The 25,656-nt window shown below is 44.7% G+C and carries 20 protein-coding genes and 1 tRNA gene; 12 read left to right on the top strand and 9 right to left on the bottom strand.

Going from position 1 to position 25,656, the window contains the following annotated elements; genetic code table 11:
• Window positions 1–24: 24 nt before the first annotated feature.
• A complete protein-coding gene (locus tag PseudUWO310_RS00100; RefSeq protein ID WP_142598021.1) occupies window positions 25–765 on the bottom strand; it encodes a DUF554 domain-containing protein in 741 nt (246 codons plus the stop codon).
• A 611-nt stretch (window positions 766–1,376) separates the two neighbouring features.
• On the opposite strand from PseudUWO310_RS00100, the gene PseudUWO310_RS00095 reads away from it, so the two are divergent.
• The 3 genes from PseudUWO310_RS00095 to bchL all read left to right on the top strand — a co-directional run bounded on the left by PseudUWO310_RS00095 (window position 1,377) and on the right by bchL (window position 5,441).
• On the top strand, window positions 1,377–2,657 hold the full coding sequence (locus tag PseudUWO310_RS00095) for a ferredoxin:protochlorophyllide reductase (ATP-dependent) subunit N (protein ID WP_142598019.1): 1,281 nt from the start codon (window positions 1,377–1,379) through the stop codon (window positions 2,655–2,657).
• Window positions 2,658–2,786: 129 nt separating this feature from the next.
• Entirely contained in the window at window positions 2,787–4,475 is a 1,689-nt protein-coding gene (gene bchB, locus PseudUWO310_RS00090; RefSeq protein ID WP_142598017.1) for a ferredoxin:protochlorophyllide reductase (ATP-dependent) subunit B, read from the top strand.
• Between the two features lie 93 nt (window positions 4,476–4,568).
• Window positions 4,569–5,441 carry a ferredoxin:protochlorophyllide reductase (ATP-dependent) iron-sulfur ATP-binding protein gene (gene bchL / locus PseudUWO310_RS00085; RefSeq protein WP_190315863.1) on the top strand — a complete coding sequence of 291 codons (873 nt, stop codon included), beginning with the start codon at window positions 4,569–4,571 and terminating at the stop codon, window positions 5,439–5,441.
• Window positions 5,442–5,710: 269 nt separating this feature from the next.
• On the opposite strand, the gene PseudUWO310_RS00080 is transcribed toward bchL, so the two are convergent.
• Window positions 5,711–6,280: a GNAT family N-acetyltransferase gene (locus PseudUWO310_RS00080; protein ID WP_142598013.1), complete on the bottom strand. Its 570-nt coding sequence runs from the start codon at window positions 6,278–6,280 to the stop codon at window positions 5,711–5,713.
• A 378-nt stretch (window positions 6,281–6,658) separates the two neighbouring features.
• On the opposite strand from PseudUWO310_RS00080, the gene hemF reads away from it, so the two are divergent.
• Window positions 6,659–7,681: an oxygen-dependent coproporphyrinogen oxidase gene (gene hemF, locus PseudUWO310_RS00075; protein WP_142598011.1), complete on the top strand. Its 1,023-nt coding sequence runs from the start codon at window positions 6,659–6,661 to the stop codon at window positions 7,679–7,681.
• 131 nt (window positions 7,682–7,812) lie between these two features.
• On the opposite strand, the gene PseudUWO310_RS00070 is transcribed toward hemF, so the two are convergent.
• Window positions 7,813–9,129, bottom strand: a complete 1,317-nt coding sequence (locus PseudUWO310_RS00070) for a hypothetical protein (protein ID WP_142598009.1) — start codon at window positions 9,127–9,129, stop codon at window positions 7,813–7,815.
• 507 nt (window positions 9,130–9,636) lie between these two features.
• Here PseudUWO310_RS00070 and PseudUWO310_RS00065 point away from each other — a divergent pair.
• Window positions 9,637–11,388 (top strand): succinate dehydrogenase/fumarate reductase flavoprotein subunit, encoded by a 1,752-nt coding sequence (locus PseudUWO310_RS00065; RefSeq protein ID WP_142598007.1) that lies wholly within the window; start codon window positions 9,637–9,639, stop codon window positions 11,386–11,388.
• 194 nt (window positions 11,389–11,582) lie between these two features.
• Window positions 11,583–12,443, top strand: a complete 861-nt coding sequence (locus PseudUWO310_RS00060) for a pentapeptide repeat-containing protein (RefSeq protein ID WP_190315849.1) — start codon at window positions 11,583–11,585, stop codon at window positions 12,441–12,443.
• A gap of 247 nt (window positions 12,444–12,690) precedes the next feature.
• Here the strand turns inward: PseudUWO310_RS00060 and PseudUWO310_RS00055 are convergent, their stop codons facing one another.
• Window positions 12,691–13,923 carry a murein hydrolase activator EnvC family protein gene (locus PseudUWO310_RS00055; RefSeq protein WP_142598003.1) on the bottom strand — a complete coding sequence of 411 codons (1,233 nt, stop codon included), beginning with the start codon at window positions 13,921–13,923 and terminating at the stop codon, window positions 12,691–12,693.
• Window positions 13,924–14,379: 456 nt separating this feature from the next.
• Between PseudUWO310_RS00055 and PseudUWO310_RS00050 the strand changes: the two genes are divergently transcribed.
• A complete protein-coding gene (locus tag PseudUWO310_RS00050; protein WP_223805473.1) occupies window positions 14,380–14,616 on the top strand; it encodes a hypothetical protein in 237 nt (78 codons plus the stop codon).
• A 480-nt stretch (window positions 14,617–15,096) separates the two neighbouring features.
• Window positions 15,097–15,882, top strand: a complete 786-nt coding sequence (locus PseudUWO310_RS00045) for a glycosyltransferase family 2 protein (protein ID WP_142598001.1) — start codon at window positions 15,097–15,099, stop codon at window positions 15,880–15,882.
• Window positions 15,883–15,914: 32 nt separating this feature from the next.
• On the opposite strand, the gene PseudUWO310_RS00040 is transcribed toward PseudUWO310_RS00045, so the two are convergent.
• The 4 genes from PseudUWO310_RS00040 to PseudUWO310_RS22630 all read right to left on the bottom strand — a co-directional run bounded on the left by PseudUWO310_RS00040 (window position 15,915) and on the right by PseudUWO310_RS22630 (window position 17,741).
• Window positions 15,915–16,493, bottom strand: a complete 579-nt coding sequence (locus PseudUWO310_RS00040; RefSeq protein WP_142597999.1) for a hypothetical protein — start codon at window positions 16,491–16,493, stop codon at window positions 15,915–15,917.
• A gap of 48 nt (window positions 16,494–16,541) precedes the next feature.
• Window positions 16,542–16,640, bottom strand: coding sequence for a photosystem I reaction center subunit XII (gene psaM, locus PseudUWO310_RS00035; RefSeq protein WP_009628308.1), 99 nt, complete (start codon window positions 16,638–16,640; stop codon window positions 16,542–16,544).
• A gap of 207 nt (window positions 16,641–16,847) precedes the next feature.
• The gene (locus PseudUWO310_RS00030; protein WP_142597997.1) at window positions 16,848–17,477 is read right to left on the bottom strand and encodes an alpha/beta hydrolase; all 630 of its coding nucleotides are present in this window, start codon (window positions 17,475–17,477) and stop codon (window positions 16,848–16,850) included.
• Between the two features lie 102 nt (window positions 17,478–17,579).
• The gene (locus PseudUWO310_RS22630; protein WP_156341540.1) at window positions 17,580–17,741 is read right to left on the bottom strand and encodes a hypothetical protein; all 162 of its coding nucleotides are present in this window, start codon (window positions 17,739–17,741) and stop codon (window positions 17,580–17,582) included.
• 228 nt (window positions 17,742–17,969) lie between these two features.
• Between PseudUWO310_RS22630 and ccsB the strand changes: the two genes are divergently transcribed.
• On the top strand, window positions 17,970–19,031 hold the full coding sequence (gene ccsB, locus PseudUWO310_RS00025; protein WP_142597995.1) for a c-type cytochrome biogenesis protein CcsB: 1,062 nt from the start codon (window positions 17,970–17,972) through the stop codon (window positions 19,029–19,031).
• A 101-nt stretch (window positions 19,032–19,132) separates the two neighbouring features.
• Here the strand turns inward: ccsB and PseudUWO310_RS00020 are convergent, their stop codons facing one another.
• Complete coding sequence (locus PseudUWO310_RS00020) at window positions 19,133–19,795, bottom strand: hypothetical protein (protein ID WP_055077470.1); 663 nt, start codon at window positions 19,793–19,795, stop codon at window positions 19,133–19,135.
• Between PseudUWO310_RS00020 and PseudUWO310_RS00015 the strand changes: the two genes are divergently transcribed.
• The 3 genes from PseudUWO310_RS00015 (at window position 19,794) to PseudUWO310_RS00005 (ending at window position 25,652) form a co-directional block, all read left to right on the top strand.
• Window positions 19,794–20,201, top strand: coding sequence for a hypothetical protein (locus PseudUWO310_RS00015; protein ID WP_142597993.1), 408 nt, complete (start codon window positions 19,794–19,796; stop codon window positions 20,199–20,201). The genes PseudUWO310_RS00020 and PseudUWO310_RS00015 overlap by 2 nt on opposite strands.
• A gap of 26 nt (window positions 20,202–20,227) precedes the next feature.
• A tRNA-Asp gene (locus PseudUWO310_RS00010) sits at window positions 20,228–20,301 on the top strand.
• Between the two features lie 500 nt (window positions 20,302–20,801).
• Window positions 20,802–25,652: a PAS domain S-box protein gene (locus tag PseudUWO310_RS00005; RefSeq protein WP_142597990.1), complete on the top strand. Its 4,851-nt coding sequence runs from the start codon at window positions 20,802–20,804 to the stop codon at window positions 25,650–25,652.
• The last annotated feature ends 4 nt before the right edge of the window (window positions 25,653–25,656 follow it).

The raw sequence follows: 25,656 nt of genomic DNA, 5'->3' as shown, positions 1-25,656 counted from the left end.
AGAGCTTGGGGGTTTTAGCTAATACTATTTCAGGCTATTTGCTAGCCAATAGACTAGGGGAGCGATCGCTAAAGCAGGTAGAAAAGACGCAACCCGTACTTTAGCTAGTTCTAAAAGATTTAGCCCCAACCCTAACAACATTAATCCACCCACTCCCGTAATAATTAACACAGACGGAGCATTAGCGGGATCGGGTAGACTTTGAGCTAAATTCCCCGCGAGCAGAGACATAAAGCCTTGATATATCGCAACGGGCAAAGCGGAAAATCCCACCCCCACACCGTAGGTACTCGCAAACACAATGGAAATAAATCCATCTAGAGTCGATTTGAGCGCTAGAAGATTATCGTCACCCCTAAGCCCATTGTTAAGACTGCCAATAATTGCCATTGGTCCAATACAAAACAATAGGCTAGCCGCAACAAATCCTTCGGTAAATTTGCCCTTGCCCTTAAATTTCGCTTTCAACCAGTCACCGATCGCTTCTAATCGCTTTTCAATTTGTCCTAACTCGCCCATCGTGCCGCCAAGGATTAAGGAAATCAGCGAGAGGATGACACCATCCAAAACACCAGCTTTCACCCTCAGTAAGCTATTTGCCATATTAAAGCTTACAAATATCGTAATTAGCCCGATCGCCTGCTTAAGGATAGGTAAAATTTGGGAGAGGAACCGACCGCGTAGGATTAGTCCTAAACTCGTACCAATGGCGATCGCCAAGACATTGATCCAAGTTCCACTGGTTTTTGTCCAAAAATCTAGCATTTAATTGTAATTACTCTGCAATGAACACAAATGAATAAGTAGCTGGACATGATTAAAAAATTAGAGCTAAAAGCCTGTAGTGCTTGCACTACAGGCTTTTAGCTTTTATATTTAAGTTTTATATTTATTATATTTAATTGTGCCTAAGCAAGTGGGCTTAATTATATAGCTGCCGCCAGTTTTGTTAGGATAAAATCAAAACCCCAAAGAGAGTTGCCGCGCGGAGCGCGGCAACTCTCTTTGGGGTTTTATGTCCTGATACAGTTGGCGGCAGCTATAGTGCTAAAAAAGGATGGGCGACGCGAAGCGTCGCCCATCCTTTTTAGCACTACTATTTTTTTCATTACCCATTCATTTCCCCGTTTGATGGATATATAAACGAGCATATATACTTACGATCCCCATAAAACGTTTGTAGAACCTTATACTCCTGTAAACCTTTGCAACTTTTTGATCGGTCTCTTGGTTTTACTAAATATAGTAAAGATAATTAATTTTATTGATTACCTTTAAATCAATGGCTTTTGCCATACGACAGAGACTAACCCTTCAAGAATGAAGGCTTAGACTTTAGAAAATTTTGGGTTTTTATCCCCAGAGGAGAGCAAAACATGGCTCTAGAGCCTTGCACAGAAGTTCCTAACCAAATCAAGACAGATATCCCCATACTAAAGGAACGGGGTCAGAGAGAGGTGTTTTGTGGCTTGACAGGAATAGTCTGGCTACACCGTAAGATGCAGGATGCGTTTTTTCTTGTAGTTGGTTCTCGCACCTGCGCCCATCTTGTCCAGTCTGCGGCTGGAGTGATGATTTTTGCAGAACCAAGATTTGGGACGGCAATTCTTGGCGAACGGGATCTCGCGGGGCTAGCCGATGCCAACGAAGAACTAGATCGCATTGTCGATCAGTTGCTCGAACGTCGCCCTGACATTGGCACTCTATTTTTAGTAGGCTCCTGTCCTTCAGAAGTGATCAAGCTCGATCTGGCGAAGGCTTCCGAACGATTGAATCAGCGATTCTTTCCGAAGGTTCGGATTCTGAATTATTCTGGCAGTGGCATCGAAACAACCTTTACACAGGGTGAAGATGCTTGCTTAGGATCCATGGTTCCAGTTTTGCCCAATAGCTATGATGAACCGAGCTTGATGATCGTGGGCAGTCTTGCCGATGTGGTGGAAGACCAATTCCAAAGACTATTTGAAAAATTAGGGATTGGTCCTGTTTATTTCTTTCCGCCTCGCCGTGCATCCAAGTTACCCCCTGTGGGCAAAGGCACGAAGCTACTTCTAGCACAGCCCTTTCTCAGCGATACCGTGCGATCGCTGATTGCCAGAGGCGCTACTCTATTACCATCCCCCTATCCCTTTGGCATTGAGGGAACCACGGCATGGCTCAAAACCGCCGCAGATGCTTGGCATATTGATAGCAGTCAGTTTGAGCAAGCGATCGCGCCCTCTGTAAATCGCGCTAAGATAGCCCTAGAGCGCTATCGTCAGACCCTAGCAGGTCGAAAAGCCTTTTTATTCCCCGATTCTCAATTGGAAATTCCCCTAGCAAGATTTCTATCCAGAGAATGTGGCATGGAGCTAGTCGAAGTAGGGACTCCCTATATCGATCGCCTATTGATGGAGAGTGAAATCAACCTATTACCAGTTGGCACAGCCCTCTCCGAAGGTCAGGACGTAGAAAAGCAGCTAGATCGCTGTCGGCAAGCAAAACCCGATATTACCGTCTGTGGTCTGGGCTTAGCCAATCCGCTCGAAGCTGAAGGCATGGCAACGAAATGGTCTATTGAATTAGTGTTTTCACCGATTCATGGTTACGACCAAGCCGCCGATTTAGCAGAATTGTTTGCCCGACCTCTTGAGAGACGTAGAAGACTAACAGTTTAGTGATTAGCTTTCGGTTTAGCTTTCGGTTTTATAGCTAGATCTCAAGAACTAAAAATTCAGATTTCCCAAAAACAATTCATAAACTAGCCGCTAATCGCTGGCAGCCAACTACCCAATAAAAAACAATCTATGGAATTAACCCTCTGGACTTATGAAGGTCCTCCCCATGTGGGAGCGATGCGAATTGCAACTAGTATGGAAGGCGTGCATTATGTACTTCATGCACCTCAGGGCGATACTTACGCCGATCTATTGTTTACAATGATCGAACGGCGCGATCGCCGTCCCCCTGTCACCTATACAACTTTTCAAGCTCGCGATCTCGGCGGAGATACTGCGGAAATGGTAAAAACCTCCGTCCGCGATGCCTACGAGAGATTCAAACCTCAAGTCATGTTAGTTGGGGAAAGCTGCACAGCGGAATTAATTCAGGATCAGCCAGGCTCCCTAGCCAAAGGGATGAGTTTGCCAATCCCGATCGTGAGTTTAGAATTGCCCGCCTATTCTAAAAAAGAAAATTGGGGAGCTAGCGAAACCCTCTATCATTTAGTGCGGACTTTGCTCTTGCCCTTTGTGCTACCACCCAATACCCAAAGACCTAAACGCGATCCCCATATTCGTCCTAAAGCGAATATCATTGGTCCTACAGCTCTGGGCTTCCGATGTCGCGATGATATTCGTGAAGTAGTGAAGTTACTGGCCGAAATTGGCGTTGATGTGAATGTAATTGCTCCAATGGGAGCAACGCCCGATGACTTGATGCGCATCCCCGATGCGGATTTTAATATTTGCCTCTATCCTGAAATTGCTCTCACCACCTGCACTTGGCTGACGCGCAGTTTTGCCCAACCTATTATCAAGACAGTCCCCATTGGTGTAGGTGCAACCCGTGATTTTATTACCGAAATTGGAAGGGTTGCGGATATTGATGTGAGTGAAGCATTACAGCGATCGCAGTCTGATACGTTGGGAAATTGGGATGCTTCGCGTATTTCATCACCAGCCAATCCTCAGGCTTCCCGTTTACCTTGGTACTCGCGATCGGTTGACTCTACCTATCTGACTGGCAAGCGAGTTTTTATCTTTGGTGATGCGACTCACGCCCTTGCGGCTGCGCGAATCGCGACTGAAGAACTAGGATTTACCCTCGTTGGTATTGGTACCTATAGCCGTGAATTTGCGCGGGAAGTGCGCGAAGTAGCGAAGAAACACGGACTGGAAGCCGTAATTAGCGATGATTATCTTGCTGTCGAAGCCAAAGTTACCGAAGCCGCTCCAGAACTAGTGCTTGGCACTCAGATGGAACGACATATCGCCAAGCGATTGGGTATCCCCTGCGCGGTAATTTCTGCGCCCATTCATGTTCAGGATGTGCCCGCTCGTTATTCACCCCAAATGGGCTGGGAAGGCGCAAATGTAATTTTTGATAGCTGGGTACATCCTTTGATGATGGGGTTAGAGGAGCATTTGATTGGCATGTTCCGCGAAGACTTCGAGTTTGCCGAGGGACATATGAGCCATCTGCACGCTGCGCCATCGCAAGAGATTCGTCGCGATTTACCTCGCGAAATGGGAATTAGCGAACAGGCGATCGCCTCCGCAGGAGTCTCCAACCAAGCCGTTCTCACTCCCATACAAGTAGCTCAAGAGGTGTCAGGAATTACTTGGAGCGCCGATGGTGAAGCTGAGTTAAAGAAGATTCCCTTCTTTGTACGCGGCAAAATCAAACGCAATACGGAGAAGTTTGCTAGCGATCGCGGCATCACTTCAATTACCGTAGAAACTCTCTACGAAGCAAAAGCGGCGATCGGCAAGTAATGGATTTGGGCGCAAAGCGCCCAAGAGAAGTTTATTAATACAGTTGTTTTATAGGAGTTTATTTTGGCAGTTTTAACAGCGCATCCACCATCCATTACGAAATGTGAAGATGGCGAAGGTAGTGTTCAGGTGCATCAAGACCCCGGTATGGTCATTGAAGGTGCTTTGGTAATTGCCGTCTACGGTAAAGGTGGCATCGGCAAATCCACCACATCTTCCAATCTATCCGCAGCATTTTCCCATCTTGGTAAACGTGTCTTGCAAATTGGCTGCGATCCCAAGCATGACAGCACCTTCACGCTCACTAAGAGAATGGTTCCCACGGTAATCGATGTTCTTGAAACCGTTGATTTCCATTCTGAAGAGTTGCAGACCGAAGACTTCATGTTTGAAGGCTATAACGGAGTCATGTGTATTGAAGCTGGGGGGCCTCCCGCAGGAACAGGCTGCGGAGGCTATGTCACAGGTCAGACTGTTAAATTGCTAAAAGAACATCATCTGCTCGAAGATACCGATGTCGTTATTTTTGATGTCCTTGGCGATGTGGTCTGTGGGGGATTTGCTGCACCTTTACAACATGCCCATTATTGCTTGATCGTGACGGCAAATGATTTTGATTCCATCTTTGCCATGAATCGGATTGTGGCGGCAATTCAATCGAAGGCGAAAAACTATCGCGTGCGTCTGGGCGGGATCATCGCCAACCGTAGCGAAGGAACCGATCAAATTGACAAGTTTAACGATCGCGTGGGTTTAAAGACCCTAGCCCACTTCCGCACCGTTGATGCGATTCGACGTAGCCGCTTGAAAAAATGCACGGTATTTGAAATGGAACCCGATCCTGAAGTACTAGAAGTGCAGCAGGAATATCTCAAGTTGGCTAAGGGTATGCTTGAAAGTGCCGAACCGCTCTATGCTCAACCGCTTAAGGATCGTGAAATTTTTGACCTCCTTGGTTTTGACTAAGCATCACAACAAGCCCTCGCTAAGCGAGGGCTTGTCTTTTATAGCTACAGTCACTTGACTTAGGACAAATCAAACCCCAAGAATTGATTGGCGGCTCTTCGCGCCGCCAATCAATTCTTGGGGTTTATGTCCTATTAGACTTGGCGACAGCTATGGAATATCGGTTATACCAATTCCCAAAATGGCAACGCCATTTTGGGAATTGGTATAACCTTACTGGGGTTGGTGTTTAATTCACAAAAGTGTTGTCACACTTTCGTGAATTGGTATTAGAATATCGGCGATCGCGTAATTGCGTACATCTTGACATCCCAAGACTGGGCTTTAGTAAAAACATAATTATGCAAAATCCCTTCAAACTGCATTCCTGACTTCTCTAAAACCCTAGCCGAACCAATATTCTCTAGGGCACAAAAGGCTTGAATTCTGAGTAATTGCATCACATGAAAGCCAAAAGCGATCGCCGCCCTCACGGCTTCTGACATCAAGCCTTGTCCCCAATAATCCCTTGCTAGCGCATATCCAATTTCCGCTCGTCGATGCATTGGTGTGGTGTATAACCCACAAGTTCCAATTAGTCTATTACTTTTCTTATCGACAATTCCCCAGTCTATTCCTTTTCCAGAACGATATACTTCCAAGGCAATATCGTTTAAATAACGATAGGTATCATCCAACGAATGATGCGTATCCCATAGAGTATAGGCAGAGACCAATGGATCGCTTGCATAGGCAAAAATATCTTCGGCATCACTAAGTAGTAGTTTGCGAAGAATAAGCCTTGGTGTTTGCAAAGTGAGAAATTGATCTGGTAGTTCTTGCATATTAGGGATATTCATAAAACCATGAATTATAGCTGTCGTCAAATGTATCAGGACATAAAGCCCAAGAGAGGGTTGCCGCGCTCCGCGCGGCAACCCTCTCTTGGGCTTTGATTTTGTCCTAACAAGAGCTACAACAAAGTAGAGATTGCTAGACGAGTGGCGGCGCTAAGCGCCGCCACTCGTCTAGCAATCCAAATTACTACACAAATTACTACACAATGCTTTACATTTCACCTAGGTATCCCAGAGTGAATGTAAAGTATTTAACAGTGATATATCAATCCTTAATCTATTTATTGGGGCTTGACTTTTTTGGTTAGGGCTCCCAGTAGAAAAATTTTATAAAAATCCTCAGTCGCATATTCACATATTAGTAAGTAGTAAGAAACGATTATGACTATCGCCCCTATCGCCCCTAGTAGGGTTTTACCTAAGGTTCCCGTTGATTCTAAAATCCGAGTAAAACAGTTCATGCAGAATCTGCAAGATAGCATTTGCCAAGGCTTAGAAGAACTCGATGGCAAAGCTAAGTTTCAACAGGATCAGTGGGAACGAGCTGAGGGTGGCGGCGGGCGATCGCGGGTAATTACCGACGGCGACTATTTTGATAAAGGTGGCGTTAACTTTTCTGAAGTCTATGGCTCTCAGTTACCTCCAGCCATTTTGCGCCATCATCCCGAAGTGGCTGGCGAGACTTTTTATGCAACGGGTACTTCAATGGTGTTACACCCTAAGAATCCCTACGCTCCCACTGTGCATCTTAACTACCGCTATTTTGAAGCAGGTCCAATCTGGTGGTTTGGTGGTGGGCTTGACCTCACTCCTTACTATGGCTTTGGCGAAGATGCCAAACATTTACATAGTACGCTTAAGGATGCCTGCGATCGCCACAATCCCCATTACTATCCCGTATTTAAGCAATGGTGTGATGATTACTTTTTCCTCAAGCATCGCGGCGAAACCCGTGGTGTAGGCGGCATCTTCTTTGACTATCAAAATGGAGAGGATGGGCTTTACAAAAACAGTAGCGACTCTACAACCGCTCAAGTTATGAGTGACGAGATCGGTGATGTACCTCGCACTTGGGAAGAGATTTTTTCCTTTGTGAATAGCTGCGGCAATGCGTTTCTCCCTGCCTACACCCCGATCGCTAATCGTCGTCGCCATATGGAATTTGGCGATCGCGAAAAGCAATGGCAGCTATACCGTCGTGGACGCTATGTAGAATTTAACCTCGTTTACGATCGCGGCACGATCTTCGGTCTGCAAACCAATGGTCGGACTGAATCGATCCTGATGTCACTACCACCACTCGTACGTTGGGATTACGACTACCATCCCGAACCCAATACTCCCGAAGCTGAGCTTCATGAAACATTCTTGAAGCCTCAAGACTGGATTAACTGGCAAGCCTAGTAAGTAGCTAGGTGCAATTAAATATAAACCCAAAAAATCTATGGCGCACGCTGCGCGTGCGCCATAGATTTTTTGGGTTTTACTATTAGAAGAGAGTAGGGGCGCTTTGCGCCCCTACTCTCTTCTTGTTATTAACCAATCCAAACATAATTGCTATAATCCAGCCAATACTGAACTAGTCCAATACTTGATAATCCCAATATCCATAAAAGTAGTTTGCTAACCATGCGCGATGGGAAGCATTGGCTTAAGTAAGCAACAACAACGAAGAAGTAGGGAGTACCAAATATAAAACGCCTGAGGCTCGTTAGTTTTTCATCGCTAAATACAATAATAATGGAATGTATCAGGGCAAAATAGATACAAAACCAAAATGTATAACTAGTAGCGATCTTTTGAGAAGATTGAGTTAAACCGATTTCTTGTAACTTGCTAGGAGCTTTTGATAGGTTCTTTTTTTGAAAATCAAATCCATAGTAAGCCATAAAAGCTGGGGGATAGACAAATAGCAATACCCACTGCCAAAGATTTGGAATTATAAAGCTCAGCTTTCTAATATTAGAAGAGATGACAATTAACCATGCCACAATTAAGGCAATCAATGGTAAATATATCGAAATAAAATCGACATAGGTAAGTGGGATAAAAAATAGCTGTGGATAAAATCCTAATTGCTTTCCCCAAGCTTTCTGATCGTGAAAGGGGGCGAGAAAATCCCCCCTTACCCCTAAGCAGTAATAGCCATATATACAATATCCTGCGATCGCCCCAACACAAATCATGATGGTAGCTGCACCATGGATTTTTAATATTTTCCAATAATCCGAGCCATTCTTCATTCTATTAATGACCCAATTAATGACTAGAATAGAACCTAGGGCAGAGATAGAAGCAAATAATGACTGGATTAAGAAAGGTCTGGTCAACGACAGCAATAGCGATAAAAGGAATGTAGATATTAATAAGTAGATTAATTTAGAAGTTCCAATCGGTACTTGAGAAGTTATTTTGAGATCGGTGAGAACTATTAACAGCAGAAGACTTAACAAAGAAAAAATGCCTTCTGTGTAACCAATTACTCTAAAAATCGCAAGAGGGCAGATCGCGTATAGCCCCGTAACTAAAATTGCTATTTTATAGCTTTTGATATTTCGCAATAATAGAAACAAAAATAGAGGAATACTGATTACAGAAAATAAACTGCCAAAAACACGAAAGTATAAAGCAGCTTCATCGACGGTTTGAGGTTTTCCCAGTCTATTAATTAACCACGGCCATAATGGATAAAAGGCATTGCAGGTTTGATGGATGGCGGAGTTGGCGTAATGCTCAACATCATAAAAAAGTTTACTAGGGGAATTTGAGAAAAAACTTGTCAGAATATGGGGATTTATAATAGCGGCAATTACTGTACAAGCGATAAATCCTAAAATGATAAGAATCGACACTAAAAATAAGCTGAATTTCATTACCAATAGACATACTATTTCCTTAGTAATGTAACAGTAAGTAAGTGGGCTTAATTAAATATAAAACCCTAAAACCTGAGGCGCACGCTGCGCGTGCGCCTCAGGTTTTAGATCTGGATTTTGATTATGCTGATGTACTTATTAGATTGACAAGTTGGCTATTTGATTGGCGGCAATACCTTATCAGGACATAAAACCTTATAAGTAGCTAGGCATAAGTAAACTTAAAACCTAGAAGAGCGTAACGCCCGCGTAGCGGGCATTACGCTCTCTGGTTTTGGTTTTTAATTATGCCTAGCTACTTACTATAGCCACAGTCACTTGACTTAGAACAAATCAAACCCCAAGAATTGAGTGGCGGCGCGAAGCGCCGCCACTCAATTCTTGGGGTTACAATTGGCGATAGCTATAAGAAATGGCGTAGCCATTTCTTATCTTGGTATGACACGGTTTTATGATGGGAGTAATCCAAAAAAGTTAAATCCTATGATCGACCATGATGTATTAATTATCGGAGGCGGTTTAGCGGGTTCTAGAGCTGCCTTGGCAGTTGCCCAAAACTATCCCCATCTCAGCGTGGGACTTATTTCCAAGGTGCATCCGATCCGATCGCATTCCGTCGCTGCTCAAGGAGGGATCGCCGCTTCTCTGCAAAATGTCGATAATGACGACTGGCTTACCCATGCCTTTGATACGATCAAGGGCTCCGACTATCTTGCCGATCAGAATGCTGTCCAAGTATTGACCCAATCCGCTCCTGACGTAATTATTGATTTGGAACATTTGGGGGTTTTATTCTCGCGAGCCGATAATGGCAAGATCGCCCAAAGAGCATTTGGAGGACATACCAACAGTCGAGCCTGTTACGCCGCCGATAAAACGGGGCATGCGATTTTGCATGAATTGGTCATGAATTTACTGCGATTGGGGGGCAAGATTTACCAAGAATGGTATGTAATGCAGTTGATTTATGAAGAGGGTAATAATGGACAAGAGATCAAAGGATTTGTTGCCTATAGCCTTGAAACTTCTGAAATAGAGGTGTTTCGGGCAAAGGCGGTACTGATGGCTACGGGGGGCTATGGCAGAGTATTTAACACTACTTCTAATGATTTTGCCTCAACGGGTGATGGTTTATGTTTGACAGCAAATATTGGACTGCCCTTGCAGGACATGGAATTTGTGCAGTTCCATCCCACGGGGTTATACCCTGCGGGGGTGCTGATTTCTGAGGCCGTAAGGGGTGAGGGAGCTTATCTGATTAATGATTTGGGCGATCGCTTTATGGCAAATTATGCGATCAGCAAAAATCGGATGGAACTCTCGCCCCGCGATATTACTTCGCGCAATATTGCTTGTGAGATCGCGGCTGGTCGGGGTATCAATGGCGGTAACTACGTCTATCTGGATGTGCGTCATTTAGGGCGAGAGAAGATCCTCAGTCGTATTCCCTTTGCCCGCGAAGAGGGCTTGCGTTTAGCGGGAGTGGACTGTATCGACAGTCCTTTGCCCGTGCGTCCCACGGCTCATTATTCTATGGGGGGGATTCCCACAAATATCGATTGTCAAGTAATTGGTACGGATAGCAAAGCGATCGCTGGCTTTTTTGCGGCGGGCGAATGTGCTTGCTTATCGGTGCATGGGGCTAACCGATTGGGGGCAAACTCGCTTTTAGAATGTGTCGTCTTTGGCAAAAGGGCGGGCGAGCAATTGGGAGCCTATGTCAGCGATCGCGCCATGCCCCAACTCGATCCCCTTCCGTATATAACCGATGCGGAGGCTAAACTCAAAGGACTGTTATCGCAACGAGGTAATGCTCGCATTGCCGATATTCGCCAACAGTTGCAAGATACGATGACCGAGCATTGTGGCATTTATCGGGACGATCGCCGTTTAAGGGAAGGTTTAGCCAAGCTACAAGTCCTACGCGATCGCTACGAACGCGATCTTTTGGTAGACGATCGCGGTTCGGTATTTAATATGGAAATGATGCAGGCGATCGAACTGAAGAGTTTGCTGACGGTGGGCGAGATTATCATGTCTAGTGCTTTATCTCGGGAAGAGAGTCGTGGGGCGCATTCTCGCGATGATTATCCGCAGAGGGATGATGCCAAATACCTCAAACATACGCTCGGTTATTTAGAAATGGGTGTGGTGAAAACGAGCAATCGTCCCGTGGATATGAGTTTGCAAACCATCGATCGCGATCGGTTTACTCCCCAAGAGCGCAAGTACTAAGTAGCGATTGACATGAATTGACATGAATTGACCTAGATAGTGAGAGAATCGTAAACCAAGATAAATATAATGTTTGCGGTTTCTAAGATCATGTAGATACCTTAGAAACCGCGATAAGCTGGGAATACATTGTGCTGACATTTTGGGCAACCTATTCCTAAAAGTTTGCTAGTTTTGCGGGTGAAAGATTAATTGTGGCGATCGACGAATTTAAAAAACTGCTTGATCTAGGTGTAAATGCTTGGAATCAATGGAAAGAGACTCATCCCGATATTCGTGGAGTCGATCTTAGCGAAATTCAGCTAGAGGGAATCGATCTCTCTGGAATTGACTTCAGCATGGTTAACCTCCGTGGGGCAAAGTTTCGAGAAGTTAATCTTAACTCGGCAAATCTCCGTGGGGCTGATATGAGCATGGCAAATTTCCGAGGCATAAATTTGAGTGGGGCAAACCTCAGTTCAGCTCATCTCAGTATGATTTGTTTGAGTGAAGCGAATCTCAGTCAAGCAAACCTCAGTGGAGCCGATCTTCGTGGCTCTAATCTCCGTCTGGCTAATCTCGATCGCGCCGATCTATCTACAACTAAGCTGAATATGTCCTGCCTAAACGGGATTAGCATGATCGGGGCGAGTTTAATCGGTTCCAATCTCAGCCGTGCAGAGTTAAGAGAAGCAAATCTAGCGGGGACAGATTTTAGTCGTTCTAATTTAAGCGAAGCCGATCTCTCCCACAGCAATCTCAATGTTTCAACTCTGGTCGGAGCGGACTTGATTGGGGCAACTTTAATGGATATTGACTTGAGCGAGTCAAATCTATCTCGAGCCAATTTGATCGGAGCTAATCTCTATCGAGCCAATCTCTGCGGCTGCGATCTGATCGGAGCCGATCTCCGTGGGGCAAATTGTAGTGAAGCCTATTTTATTGGTGCTGATTTAAGTCGTGCCGATCTCAATCGTGCTGAGTTCACCAGTGCGAATCTCAGTAAAGCCAATTTTAGCGGTGCAAATACGGAAACTGCCGATTTTAAAGGCGCGATTTTGCCAGATGTTTGGTAGTAACAACCAAAGCTGTCGCCAAGTGTATTAGGACATAAACCCCAAGAATTGAGTGGCGGCGCGAAGCGCCGCCACTCAATTCTTGGGGTTTGATTTGTCCTAAGTCAAGTGACTGTAGCTATATAATACCAATTCACGAAAGTGTGACAACACTTTTGTGAATTAAAAACCAAACCCAGTAAGGTTTTGAGATTCCCAAAATGGCGTTGCCATTTTGGGAATTGGTATAACGCTTGGAGAGCGACAGCTATAGATAGGCGGCAGGATCGATCGGTTCGCCGTTAGCGCGTAATTCAAAGTGTAAATGGGGACCCGTAGAAAATCCTGTCGAGCCGACGGCTGCGATCGGCTGCCCCTTTTCAACCGCATCGCCATCCTTCACGTATAGTTCGCTACAGTGACCGTATAGGGTCGTCATGCCATTGCCATGATCGATGATCACTGCATTACCATAGCCTCCGTACCAGTCGGCATAGATGACTCGACCTTGGGCGCTAGCATAGACGAGGCTGCCGTAGTCCGCGCCAAAGTCGATGCCTGAGTGAAAGCGCTCAGTTCCTAAGATGGGATGGGTTCGCCAACCAAAATTGCTTGTAACAGGTCCAATGGTGGGATACATCAACTGACCAGATCCTGGAGGTAAAACGAGCCCAGAGTAGGGCTGTACCTTTGCCAAAATAATTTGGGATAAACGTCGCGAGTCTTCAGCAAGGCGATCTTCGGCTTGGATGAGAGCTTGCCGATCGCTTTTGAGTCGTTCGATCGCATTTTGTTGAGCCACCGCTTCGGCTTCGATATTCGCTTTTTGATATTTCAGTTTTTGGGTTAAAAGTTCGACTTCATTTCTTTGGGCAATTACTTGATTGCGCTGTTTTTCAACCTGCTCGGACTTTTGGGTCAGGTTGGCGAGCAAGCGGCGATCGCTATCGTAAATCCTTTCGATCTGGCGGCGGCGATCGGCAAATTGATTGAGGTCCCGACTACTCAGCAATGTCACCCACCATCGTTGCAACTGTTGTCTTTGTAAGTAACGCAAACGAGCGCTAGTGGCATCCCGTTTTTTATTGAGGTCGTATTCTAATTCTTGGAGCTTGGTACTGAGAAGTTGAAATTGATTTTTGGCTTGGAGAATTTTTTTCTCGTTTTCTTTAATCTGCGCGTCAGTGACACGCACATTACGTCTTAAGGCCTCTAGTCGAGATTGTGCAGGTTTGGCAAGCGCGTTAATCTGTTCCTGCTGCTTTTGAATGATTTGACGCTGTTGCTCAACAAAATTTTGATAATTTTTTAAATCTTCCACGGACTGGGATTGGACAGGTTCTATATGTCCTAAGGCAAAATAGCAACTGGTAGCCATCGCCAAAATTGCCATCCCTATCCCCAGAAATTGCCAGAGCCCCCGTCCAATCTTGGTATTAATTCGGACAATGCTCGACAAAGATTTACTAGGTATCTCTTGCCAATAATGGCGATCGTACATTCAGTCCACCACATATCTACAAACTAGGGCAAGATTTTAACCGTATTTTGTCATGAATGAAACCCTATTGCGATCGAATCAGCAATTCGCCCTAGTTATCGCTGAGTAGATAGGCGCAATCAAAACCCCAAATATGAGTGGCGGCGCTTTGCGCCGCCACTCATATTTGGGGTTTTGTCCTAAGCAAACCTTACTTGTCTATAGCTCTCGCTGCTGTTTAGGACATAAAGCCCAAGAAGAGAATGACAGTGTTACTGCCATTCTCTTCTTGGGCTTTATGCTAGGTTAAAAAAATAACCTTTAACTTTTAATAATATTTCTGTATCTTTTAATACTTAAGTTTAGGTATATATTGCTTTCATGACATACTTTATTTATACCTGTATAACTGCCTGCTAGCCATAGCAGATCTAAATCATTTATAAGAAAAATAGGGCTGCGACTAGGAATATTGCTATGAACACTACTACCCGCCAACACCTATCAAAAACCACGAGCAATATTAGACAGAATGCTCCGCAATGTTTAACTCCCTTGCCTTCTACTTGGGTAACCCTGTTAGAACCACCAAATTCTAGTTGCTACGATGAAGCATTATTAATGTGTCAATATTCTGATGGACGTTGGGCGGTATGGATTCCCGATTTTGGGGAAATAGGATTGCATTCAGGTCAGTTTTGTCGCCTGTCCTAAATCCCAGCCCCAAAAGATGTGAGTGGCGGCGCGAAGCGCCGCCACTCACATCTTTTTGGGGCTTAAGCAAAAATTATTATGCATTAAGTAACCCTTTCGTTGCTATATACAGCTCTTTACGCTCAAACCTAAACCAAGAAAATCTTTAAAAGCGTTGCTTTGCAACGCTTTCAAAAATTTCCCTGTGGTTCGTTTGATCGATAATTGCTCTAAATCATTTAGGATTGCTATAGTCAAAAGCTTAGATAAGTAAGTGGGCTTAATTAAATATAAAACCCTAAAACCTGCGCGTGCGCCGCAGGTTTTAGATCTGGATTTTATACCAATTTCCAAAAGTGTGGCTACACTTTTGGAAATTAAAACCTAAATCCAGTAAGGGTTTTAAAATCACAAAATGGCGTAGCCATTTTGTGATTTGGTATTAATTATGCTGAGGTGCTTAATAGCTGAAACAAGAACTGAAACAAGAGCCGAAAGCAAATGCTCCAGTCAATTACGCCGCTAATTCTGACCTATAATGAGGAACCCAATCTCGAACGGACTTTAGAGCAGTTGTATTGGGCAAAAAGAATCGTTGTAATTGATAGCTTTAGTAGCGATCGCACCTTAGAAATTTTAAATCAATATCCCCAAGTAGAGATCTATCAACGGCGTTTTGATACCCATACAATTCAATGGAATTACGGATTAGAACAAATTGATTCTGAATGGGTCATCTCTCTGGATGCGGATTATGTTTTGTCAGAAGCAATAATCCAAGAAATACGATCGCTATTTGCTTCTCCCCATACGGAACTCCTTGATGGCTATTTTGCTCCCTTTCGATACTGTGTATTTGGGAAACCATTGAAGGGGACATTACTGCCACCGCGCCAAGTTCTCTTTCGCAAACATAAAGCTATTTATATTGACGATGGACATACCCAGTTGTTAAGGATCGATGGTGAGTCTGGGACTCTCAAATCCTATATTAATCACGACGATCGCAAGTCCCTCAGTCGTTGGCTATGGGCGCAAGATCGGTATATGCAGATCGAGTCTCAAAAATTATTTAGCACGCCCCCATCCCAACTCAGTCTTGCCGATCGCCTTCGCCAACAAAAAGCGATCGCGCCGATCATCATTTTGCCTTACTGCCTCATCCTCAAAGGCGGAATCTGGGATGGATGGGAAGGTTGGTATTATGCTTGGCAGAGAATGCTCGCGGAAATTTTATTGGCGATTCGATTGATCGAACTAGAGCGAGATAAAAATCTGAAAAAATAAGCGGTGCATCACACCGCCGAGCCGTAGAGAGTCTAGGGTCTTTGCTGATTGGGTTTCTGAGCCGTGGTCGTAGTGGGCATCATGCCATCCGTACTCGGAGTCGCGACTTCAGAGGGATCAAGCAGCTTGATGGTCATTTGATTGTTTTTGATCCAGCCTTGTTTTCTCAGTAGCATTTCTTGGGACTTGCCCGAATTTAAGGTCTGGGGTAATTTATCGCGCATTCCATTGACCCTTTGCTCGACGGAATTTACCTCTGTAGTGATTTCGTCGAGACGATCTTTTTGGGAGGACTGATAGGGAAGCAACTTGGCGATCGCCGCGATCGCCGCCAAGGATAAAGCCACGTTGACGGCAATGACAATGATGGACTCAGTTGCCTTGGCGCGGCAAAATTGCTCTTTTTTGCGCTGGACGTTCTGAGCAACTGCTTCACTGTAGCTATTTGCCCCATTCTGCATCGGTGGCGAGCTAGCACCAGAGGTTGCCGAATGGTTACTACGCGAATGCATACTCACCACATCATTTCGCCCGTACTGACCCTGCGATCGCGGGGTTTGTTTTGGTACTTGTGGAGAAAAATGGGGAGATAAGTCTCGTTTGGCAACCATTCGCAACCTCTAGGCTGTAAAAAAGATAGATGAGGACTAGGAATTAGACTAGGAGTTGGAAAGAGCAGAACCTAATAAAGCTGCTAATACTGCGGGGAACAGTGCAACAACTAATGCTGTGAAAACTTGAGCATCTGAAAGATTCATACAATATCTCCTTTTATATATAGATTCTTATTTCGATCTTTACAATACACTGTCATATCAAAAATTGACTAGCTGTTAAAACAAATAAAAACAATTACAAACAAAATTACAAACAAAATTACAAATAAAAAGGGGATAAAAAATTGTAAAAGCCGATCTAAGCTGATCTAAGCCGTTCTATAGGGACAATTGGGATTTTTTTTGATTTTATTTGGCTTGATGTTCCAAGATAAATGCTTGAATGCGATCGCAGGTTTCAGGACGGATTTCGTGGGACATCTCGTATTCCTCATAGGCTACATTTACGCCCAAGCGATCGAACATCTCTCTGGTGTTGCGGGCGATCCCAATCGGAACTACTGGGTCTTGCGTACCATGGGCAATTAAGATCGGTGGTAATGATTCATGGGCGATTTCCTGTAGCTGTTCCTCTGTGATATGCAGATAACCACTTAGCGCAATCAATCCTGCGAGGGGAAATACTAAACCCACATCTAGGGTCATTGCGCCACCTTGGGAGAAACCTAACAAGAAAGTTTTCTCTAAGGGAATACCAGTCATGGCGGGGAGGTCTTCGAGAAACTGACTGAGCAGTTCGCAACTATGGGCTAGTCCTTCCGCATCGAGACTTTGTAAGTCATACCACATCTTGCCATTGGGCATGGGATGGTTAAAGGGGGCTTCAGGACAGATCCATTGATAGTTGCGGAGTCCCACAAGAGGCGCAAGGGAGATCAGATCGTCACAGTTTGCACCCCAACCATGCAGGGCGACGATCGCCCCAAGTGCATTAGGATTGGGTAATTGAGCGGGTAGCGATCGGTAATTTAGTGTCATGAGCAAATTATATCTATAAACCTAATAGCTATAAATCTATTAGACGTTGCGGCGCGAAGCGCCGCAACGTCTAATGCTTCACTGGGAAGGGAGTAAACCCATTTATAGATTTACTGACATCAAGCCATAATCTTGCGCTGAAGCTAGCGAAATATCTGGAAGATGACGCAACATATCGTCCCACTTAGTCTGTGTTTGCAGAGCTTTTACCACTATCTCCATTGGTTCGGCAAAAATAGCAGGAAAATCGGCTTCCTCAGGCAACTGAATCCTATAGGCTAATTGTTCTTGTGGCGAATTGAACTGTGCGTTGACTCCTGCTTTGTTTCCTCAGACGTTGCGGCGCTTCGCGCCGTCTTCACTGGGAAGGGAGTAGAGTGAAAGGTTAAATGGTAAGGCTTCTCGTCATCGCTTACAATTAAAAAGCATAAAAAATGCACTTTTAACAATCAATTCATAAAATCTTCTTAAAATTGCTGGAGAATCGCCTGAATGCAACTCGTCGCGCTTCAGAACTTACTGGATAACTCATCCTTTGCTATCCTCTTTGCGACTATGCTCGTTTTTTGGGTACATGTCGCATTTCCGAACTTACCCTATCTGAGATCGCTGGGAAATGCGGGTATGGCGATCGCTAATCTCTGTATGGCTACCCTACTGGCAGCGCGTTGGATTGATGCAGGCTATTTCCCACTGAGCAATCTTTACGAATCGTTATTTTTCTTGGCATGGGGCATAACCACCATGCATATCGTCGTTAGTCGCATTGGCAATAAGAGTGCTAACGATATGGCAAAGCGTCTCATTGGTGCATTCACTTCACCTCTGGCGATGGGAATTACGGCTTTTGCTGCGCTAGCACTGCCTTCGGGAATGCAGGTATCCGAACCCCTTGTGCCTGCATTGAAGTCTAACTGGCTGATGATGCATGTCAGCGTAATGTTGTTAAGCTATGCCGCGTTGATGACGGGCAGTATTTTGGCGATCGCCTTTTTGATCGTTACTCGTGGTCAGGATGTGGTGTTACAGGGAAGTTCCTTTGGCACAAATCTCCGCAGTGTGATTGATACCAATAAAACCGCTAGTGCTGAGACATTTGCGGCTTTTGCCGTTGATAGCATGGCTAGTGTTTTGAATTCAGGTAATTTACCATCGGCGCAAAGTAACTTGAACAGTAACTTATTAACTGCTGCTGCGAGCGCCACTCCAACCCAGCCCTTGTCCTTGCGTCGCCTCACCATCGGTGAAACCCTAGATAATCTCAGTTATCGAGCGATCGGGTTAGGTTTTCCCCTGCTGACAATTGGGATTATTGCGGGTGGTGTTTGGGCAAATGAAGCATGGGGTTCCTATTGGAGTTGGGATCCCAAAGAAACATGGTCTTTGATTACATGGCTCGTATTTGCCGCTTACTTACATACACGTATTACTAAGGGATGGCAGGGGCGTAAACCTGCGATTTTGGCAAGCTTAGGGTTATTGGTAGTTTGGACTTGTTATCTAGGTGTAAATCTTCTCGGTAAAGGTTTACATAGTTATGGTTGGTTTCTGTAAATAAAGCCCAAGAAAAGGATGGCGGCGCTTCGCGCCGCCCCATCCTTTTCTTGTTTTGCATCAAAAAAGCCTCGCTTAGCGAGGCTTTTTTGATGCTTAGGCTAGCGATTGCTTAGCTCTAGGTTGAGTTTGGGAAGACTTTCTAGTTCAAATACTGTGATTTGTCCAGAGTTGGCGCTACCCTTGCCATTTTGCAGCAACTCTACCCAATAGGCGTATTTCTTGCCCTGACGTAATTCCCCTTGCAAAGCCCTAAGAATTGGCGAAGCATTTTTAGCCTGCGATCGCGCAAGCATCTCGGCAGTGGGATAGGCATAGACCACCTTAGCCGTGGCATAATCCCGCATAATCTCTGGCCCATAAATAGAACGTAAAGATTCCTCTAAGCGCGATTTCGTCACGCCATTGATAATGTCAAAAAACTTGATTTGCTCGCTGCGGATAACATTAGGTTCCCCACGCACTTCCGCTAGCCCCGGAATTAATACACTTGCCTGAAATTGAAATCGACGCGCAGGGGTATCGCTTTTGCGGATCAGTAAACGCTCGCCACTTTCGGGGCGCAGTACGGGATTAGTTTTAATCCAATCCAAAACTTCGTCAGGTCTTTGTCCCGGTAAGGCGATCGCTGAAGGCACAAGCGATTGCCATATTGGCAGCGCCATACTAGCTGTTTGCGCCAAAAGTGTGGTGGCGATCGCAATGGTTACACTTTTTGCACTACTTTTTGCACTTTTGATGTTTGCGATCTTAAAGCAATTCATGGGACTCCTCTACAGCAATTCGATCCTAAAGGAAAAATTTAGCTGGCAATTAATGGCTGACAGGATATCACGTAGTGGCACAATTGCAATGACTTTTTCAGGCTTTTTACGATGTTTTAAGTTGTTTGTTCTCTATTTAAGTGGCTATCGCCACAACCCGCAAGAAGAAGAGGGCGACACGCAGTGTCGCCCTCTTCTTCTTGCGGGTTATAAACTCCAAAAGATGATGGGCTTCTTTTTCCCATTGGAAGCGGGTTTGAGGATTGAATACAACAAAAAACAAAAAACTTTTGCCAAAGGTATTGACAAACCCCTTGTAAATCTACATAATAAGGAGCGCTTAAATAAAGAAACGAAAAAAACGAGCTGCAAACCAGCGAGTAAAAGCGATTCTTGGTTTACCTAAAGGGTAAATTTATAAGAGCAAAATTTGGGTTCGTAGTTCAATTGGTTAGAGCACCGCCCTGTCACGGCGGAAGTTGCGGGTTCGAGCCCCGTCGAACCCGTTCTAAGAGTTTACATAAGCCTATATAAGACTGTAGGTTCTATTGCAAACTCTCTAGTAACGGGTCATATTTAAACCCCAAAATCTAAAGTCCAAAACAGTAGTGGCGTTGCTTAGCAACGCCACTACTGTTTTGGGCTTTCGTTCTATCAATTCTGGATTGGGAACGGATTATGGTGATTGGGGGGGAGTCTTGCTTGGGTAAGATAAATTGCAGCAATGGATGGGGGCAATGTGAATTTAACCAGTGAGTTCGCTGACAGAAATTGTTTGGCGATCGCGCTTGCCTGCAAACTCTTAAAAGATAATGTAATATCTTTTTTAGAGCCTGATTTAGAGTCTGATTTAGAGCCTGAAACCCAGTGTGAGTCTACAAGCGAAAGCTGATAAAAGCAAGATTGTCTTGTGATTTCTAGTAGTAAAAAAGCCATTATTCATCTGAAAGATTTAGATCTTCATTAAATAACTGGTTTGCGATCCCCTTATGCTTAGGTGAATATAATGGTGGCTAAAAGTATTCAAATTCATCAGCAAGTAATGGCGGCGATCTCCTGTGAGCCAGTGAGAATTGCGCCAGAAACTTCGGTTATGAAGGCGATCGCGATGATGGATAGGGTGGGCGCAAGCTGTCTATTGATTACCGAACCAGATACGGAAAGACTGATCGGTATTTTCACCGAACGGGATGTGGTTCGGGTTAGTAATCAGGGCTATGACCGCGAACAACCGATGCAGATGGTAATGAGCCATCCCGTTATTTCGCTGCAAGCATCGGATTGCTATGACATCAATGGCATTGTGAGTTTGTTTCAGCAACATCAAATTCGGCATTTACCCGTGCTGGCAGGCGATCGCTTAGTAGGGCTTTTGTCTCAAGATAGCCTGATGGCGTTATTGTTAAGGGAGGTACTGCCAGATATCGCGATCGCTAATCCCGCAGGGCAAGAGGTGTCACCTCAGCAGTCGCAAGCCTCCCAACATGAATCTCATCTCCTTGATTTTAATCAAGAATTTCTTCTCGATCTAAATGAAGAGTTGCGGCTAACCTTAGAAAATCTAAGGATTTCTGATGATGAGCTGAAATATCAAAATATGCAACTTGCGATCAAGCAACAGAAATACCAAGATTTGTTTGATTTTGCCCCCGATGGCTATTTGGTGACTAATGCTGCGGGGATTGTTCTGTCCGCTAACCAAGCAATTCTCCAGTTTTTGGGGGTAGAGCGGGAGTTTATGGTCGGTAAGCCCCTAGTTGTTTTTATTGATCGCGCTGACTATTCATTGTTTTACGATCGCATTGAGGCGCAATTGCATAGCGATCGCAAACAAACTTGGGAAATTTCCTTCCACCCTCGTCAGGGAAATCCATTTCTGGCGGAAGTGATTGTTGGCGCGATTCGTGACGAATATACCCAAGCGATCGGTTTGCGATGGCTCATTCGCGATATTAGCGATCGCCGCAAGTTTGAGGCGGAGGCTCGCAAAAATGCTCGTTATAGTACCTTGATTAGTTTTGCGAGCGATGCGATCTTTTTAGCAGATGCCAAAGGCAACCTGATCGAAACTAACCAAAAAGCCATAGAACTCCTAGGCTATAGTCGGGAGGAACTGATGCATATGCATATGTCTCAGATTCATCCTCCAGAGGCTTTAGAGGCAGCAAAGAATCATTTTAAAACCGTAACTCAAAATAATAATGCTCCCAAGCTAGAGAGCCTAGTAATCCGAAAAGATGGGAGTCTGATTCCTGTAGAAATTACGGGCAGTTGCATCGAGCTAGATGGTGAGATTATCGCTCAAGGAATTTTTCGAGATATTAGCGATCGCAAGCAAATGGAAATGGCTCTCCAGCAAGAGATCCTGCGGCGAACTGCCATTTTTAATACCTCCTCCGATGGGATCTTCATTCTTGATAGGGTGGGAAATCTACAGGAGTCTAATGAGCGCTTTGCCCAAATGCTGGGCTATGAGCCTTGGGAAATTACTAACTTTAATGTGGTGGATTGGGAGGCGAAATTGACTCCTGAAGAAGTACAAGAATTATTTGAAAAACCAATTTTAGATAAAGACACGATTGAAACGCTGCACCGTCGTAAAGATGGTTCCATCTTTCCTGTAGAGATTTCGGCGCGAGTGATGGAATGGCAAGGGGAATCTATGTATATTTGTATTGCGCGTGATATTAGCGATCGCAAGCAAATGGAAATGTCTCTCCAACAGGAGATCCTGCGGCGAGCTACTATTTTTAACGCCTCCTCCGATGGGATGCTCATTCTTGATAGAGCAGGGAATCTCATGGATTCCAATGAGCGCTTTGCCCAAATGCTGGGCTATGAGCCTTGGGAAATTACTAACTTTAATGTGGCGGATTGGGAAGCACAATGGACTCCTGAAGAAGTACGAGAATTATTTAATAGCGAAAAGTTGATCTTGAATGAAGATACGTTTGAAACGCTACACCGTCGCAAAGATGGCTCCGTATTTCCCGTCGAGATTTCGCGGCGAGTGATGGAATGGCAGGGAGAATATGTGTTTATCTGCATCTCACGGGATATTAGCGATCGCAAGCGAATAGAGATGGCTCTCCAACAAGAAATTCAGCGGCGCTTCGCTATCTTTAATACCACTTTAGATGGGATCCATATTCTTGATAAAGCTGGGAATCTCCTAGAGTCGAACGAGCGCTTTGCCCAAATGCTCGGCTATGAGTCTAGTGAAATTACTGCCTTTAATGTGTCAGATTGGGAGGCGAAATGGAGTGCTGAAGAGTTGCGAGAGATATTTAAAGACGAATCCTTTAATGACAATACCTTTGAAACATTGCATCGTCGTAAGGATGGTTCCGTCTTTCCCGTCGAGGTTTCTCTATGTATCATGAAATGGGAAGGGGAATCGATTCGGGTATGTATCTCGCGAGATATTAGCGATCGCAAAAAAGCCGAACAAGCCCTGCAAGAGAGTCAAAGCTTTATTCAAAAAATTGCCGATGCTTCTCCCAATATTCTCTATCTCTATGATATTCAAGAACAGCGGAATATTTATACGAATCGGGAAATTTTTACTACGTTGGGTTATTCTCCCGCAGAAATTCAAGCGATGGGGGCAAACTTTGTTCTCAATGTGATGCATCCCGATGATATTCAGAGGATCTTACCCCAATATTATGAAAGGGTTAATGCGGCTCAGGATGGCGAAACGATCGAGTCGGAATATCGGATGAGACATGCCAATGGTGAATGGCGCTGGATCCATAGTCGCGATTCGGTTTTTAACCGTGATGCGCAGGGCAAAGTCAAACAAACCATCGGTACGGCGGAAGATATTAGCGATCGCAAAAAAGCCGAACAAGCCCTGCAAGAGAGTCAAAGCTTTATTCAAAAAATTGCCGATGCTTCTCCCAACGTTCTCTATCTCTACGATATGGAAGAACAAAAGATTGTCTATACGAATCGCGAAATTTACAAAACCTTAGGTTACCATCCTGAAGAAGTTCAAGCCATGGGAGACAAATTTACTTCCACCGTGTTGCATCCCGATGACCTGAAGATTCTTCCCGAACATCATAGGAGAATTTTTGCTGCTCAGGATGGCGAAATTATCGAGTCGGAATATCGGATAAGGCATGTAAATGGTGAATGGCATTGGTTCTATGTGCGCGACTCAGTATTTAGCCGCGATGCTAATGGCAAGGTCAAACAAACCATTGGTACGGCGGAAGATATTAGCGATCGCAAATATCTCCAGCAAAAACAAAATCGCTTAACTGCCATCTTAGAGGCTTCGACCGATTACATCAGCATGTCTGATGCGAATGGAATGATCTTTTGGAAAAATGCCCAATTAAAGCGTCTATGTGGCATCAATCTCCATGAAGACTCTTTACAGTTTCAAATTTCTGATTGTCACCCCGAATGGGCTGCATCCCTAGTGACAAAGGTGGGGATCCCCCATGCGATCGCTACGGGCAGTTGGATTGGTGAGACCGCATTACTGAATGCTGAAGGAGAGGAGATCCCCGTTTCGCAATTGATTCTCTCCCACAAATCGGAGCAAGAAGAAATAGAATTTTTCTCGTTTATCATGCGAGATATGCGAGTAAGGAAGGAATATGAACAGCAATTGGAAAGAACTAATGCCGAACTGATGCGTGCTACTCGTCTCAAGGATGAATTTTTGGCAACGATGAGTCACGAACTGCGGACTCCTCTCAATGCCATTTTAGGCATGACTGAAGCTATGCAAGAAGAAATATTTGGGGTCGTTAATGATCGCCAGATCGCAGCGTTAAAAACTGTCGAACGTAGTAGTTATCATCTACTGGAATTGATTAACGATATTCTTGATGTTGCCAAGATTGAAGCAGGGCAGATCGAGTTAAGCTATACTTCAACCTCGATTCAGCAACTTTGCCAATCCAGTCTTGCCTTTATCAAACAGCAGGCTCTCAAAAAGCATATTCAGATCGATATTCAAGTTCCCTTCTATCTACCTGATGTCCTGTTGGACGAAAGGCGAATCCGTCAAGTCCTAATTAATCTTCTCAATAATGCGGTAAAGTTTACCCCTGAATATGGGCAGGTTAGGCTAGAAGTCACTAGGCAAGAGTCTCAAGGCGAATCAGACCATCAAGAGCGCTTGCGCTTTGTGGTGATTGATACGGGAATTGGTATTGCCCCTGAGAATATCCCAAAGCTTTTTCAGCCATTTATCCAGATCGACAGCGCCTTAAATCGGAAGTATACGGGCACGGGTTTGGGATTAGCTCTAGTCAAACAGATTGTGGAACTTCATGGCGGTACGGTGGGGCTGACTAGCGAACTAGGTGTTGGCAGTTCCTTTGCGATCGAAATTCCCTTCGTCCTGTCACCCCAATCCTTCAATGTAAATTTGAGTGGGAAGGTAAGTAACGAAGGGAATGAGCTAGCCCCGCAGTATGATCGGCTCCACGATCGCATAAATGATGGGACGAATAAGTATAGACAGCCCTTAATTTTGATTGCTGAAGATAATGAAACTAATATCAGCATGATTGATGATTATCTAGAGCAGAAAGGATATCGCCTTCTCATTGCTAAGAATGGAGTAGAGACGATCGCGATGACCAAGGCTCACCAACCCGACATCATTTTAATGGATGTCCAAATGCCTGTTATGGACGGATTTGAGACAATTAAGCGACTGCGTGACGATCCGCAATTCGTGAATATGCCAATTATTGCTTTGACGGCTCTTGCCATGACGGGCGATCGCGATCGCTGTCTTGCCGCAGGTGCTAATGCCTACTTAAGTAAACCCTTTAAATTAAAGGAACTCACTGAAACTATTCAAAAGTTGGTATTACTAAATAGGTAAGAAT

The organism is Pseudanabaena sp. UWO310, assembly GCF_006861605.1.
In the GTDB taxonomy this organism is placed as follows: domain Bacteria; phylum Cyanobacteriota; class Cyanobacteriia; order Pseudanabaenales; family Pseudanabaenaceae; genus Pseudanabaena.
This window is presented reverse-complemented; position numbering and strand designations above follow the sequence as displayed.

What these genes read in the sequence shown, in the direction of transcription:
- psaM (WP_009628308.1), bottom strand. Translation starts at nt 16,640, where the DNA reads ATGAATCTTTCAGATGCTCAAGTTTTCACAGCATTAGTTGTTGCACTG.
- PseudUWO310_RS00005 (WP_142597990.1), top strand. Translation starts at nt 20,802, where the DNA reads ATGGTGGCTAAAAGTATTCAAATTCATCAGCAAGTAATGGCGGCGATC.
- PseudUWO310_RS00045 (WP_142598001.1), top strand. Translation starts at nt 15,097, where the DNA reads ATGCTCCAGTCAATTACGCCGCTAATTCTGACCTATAATGAGGAACCC.
- ccsB (WP_142597995.1), top strand. Translation starts at nt 17,970, where the DNA reads ATGCAACTCGTCGCGCTTCAGAACTTACTGGATAACTCATCCTTTGCT.
- hemF (WP_142598011.1), top strand. Translation starts at nt 6,659, where the DNA reads ATGACTATCGCCCCTATCGCCCCTAGTAGGGTTTTACCTAAGGTTCCC.
- PseudUWO310_RS00040 (WP_142597999.1), bottom strand. Translation starts at nt 16,493, where the DNA reads ATGGTTGCCAAACGAGACTTATCTCCCCATTTTTCTCCACAAGTACCA.
- PseudUWO310_RS00080 (WP_142598013.1), bottom strand. Translation starts at nt 6,280, where the DNA reads ATGAATATCCCTAATATGCAAGAACTACCAGATCAATTTCTCACTTTG.
- PseudUWO310_RS00100 (WP_142598021.1), bottom strand. Translation starts at nt 765, where the DNA reads ATGCTAGATTTTTGGACAAAAACCAGTGGAACTTGGATCAATGTCTTG.
- PseudUWO310_RS00050 (WP_223805473.1), top strand. Translation starts at nt 14,380, where the DNA reads ATGAACACTACTACCCGCCAACACCTATCAAAAACCACGAGCAATATT.
- bchB (WP_142598017.1), top strand. Translation starts at nt 2,787, where the DNA reads ATGGAATTAACCCTCTGGACTTATGAAGGTCCTCCCCATGTGGGAGCG.
- PseudUWO310_RS00015 (WP_142597993.1), top strand. Translation starts at nt 19,794, where the DNA reads ATGGGACTCCTCTACAGCAATTCGATCCTAAAGGAAAAATTTAGCTGG.
- PseudUWO310_RS00065 (WP_142598007.1), top strand. Translation starts at nt 9,637, where the DNA reads ATGATCGACCATGATGTATTAATTATCGGAGGCGGTTTAGCGGGTTCT.
- PseudUWO310_RS00030 (WP_142597997.1), bottom strand. Translation starts at nt 17,477, where the DNA reads ATGACACTAAATTACCGATCGCTACCCGCTCAATTACCCAATCCTAAT.
- PseudUWO310_RS00020 (WP_055077470.1), bottom strand. Translation starts at nt 19,795, where the DNA reads ATGAATTGCTTTAAGATCGCAAACATCAAAAGTGCAAAAAGTAGTGCA.
- PseudUWO310_RS00095 (WP_142598019.1), top strand. Translation starts at nt 1,377, where the DNA reads ATGGCTCTAGAGCCTTGCACAGAAGTTCCTAACCAAATCAAGACAGAT.
- PseudUWO310_RS00055 (WP_142598003.1), bottom strand. Translation starts at nt 13,923, where the DNA reads ATGTACGATCGCCATTATTGGCAAGAGATACCTAGTAAATCTTTGTCG.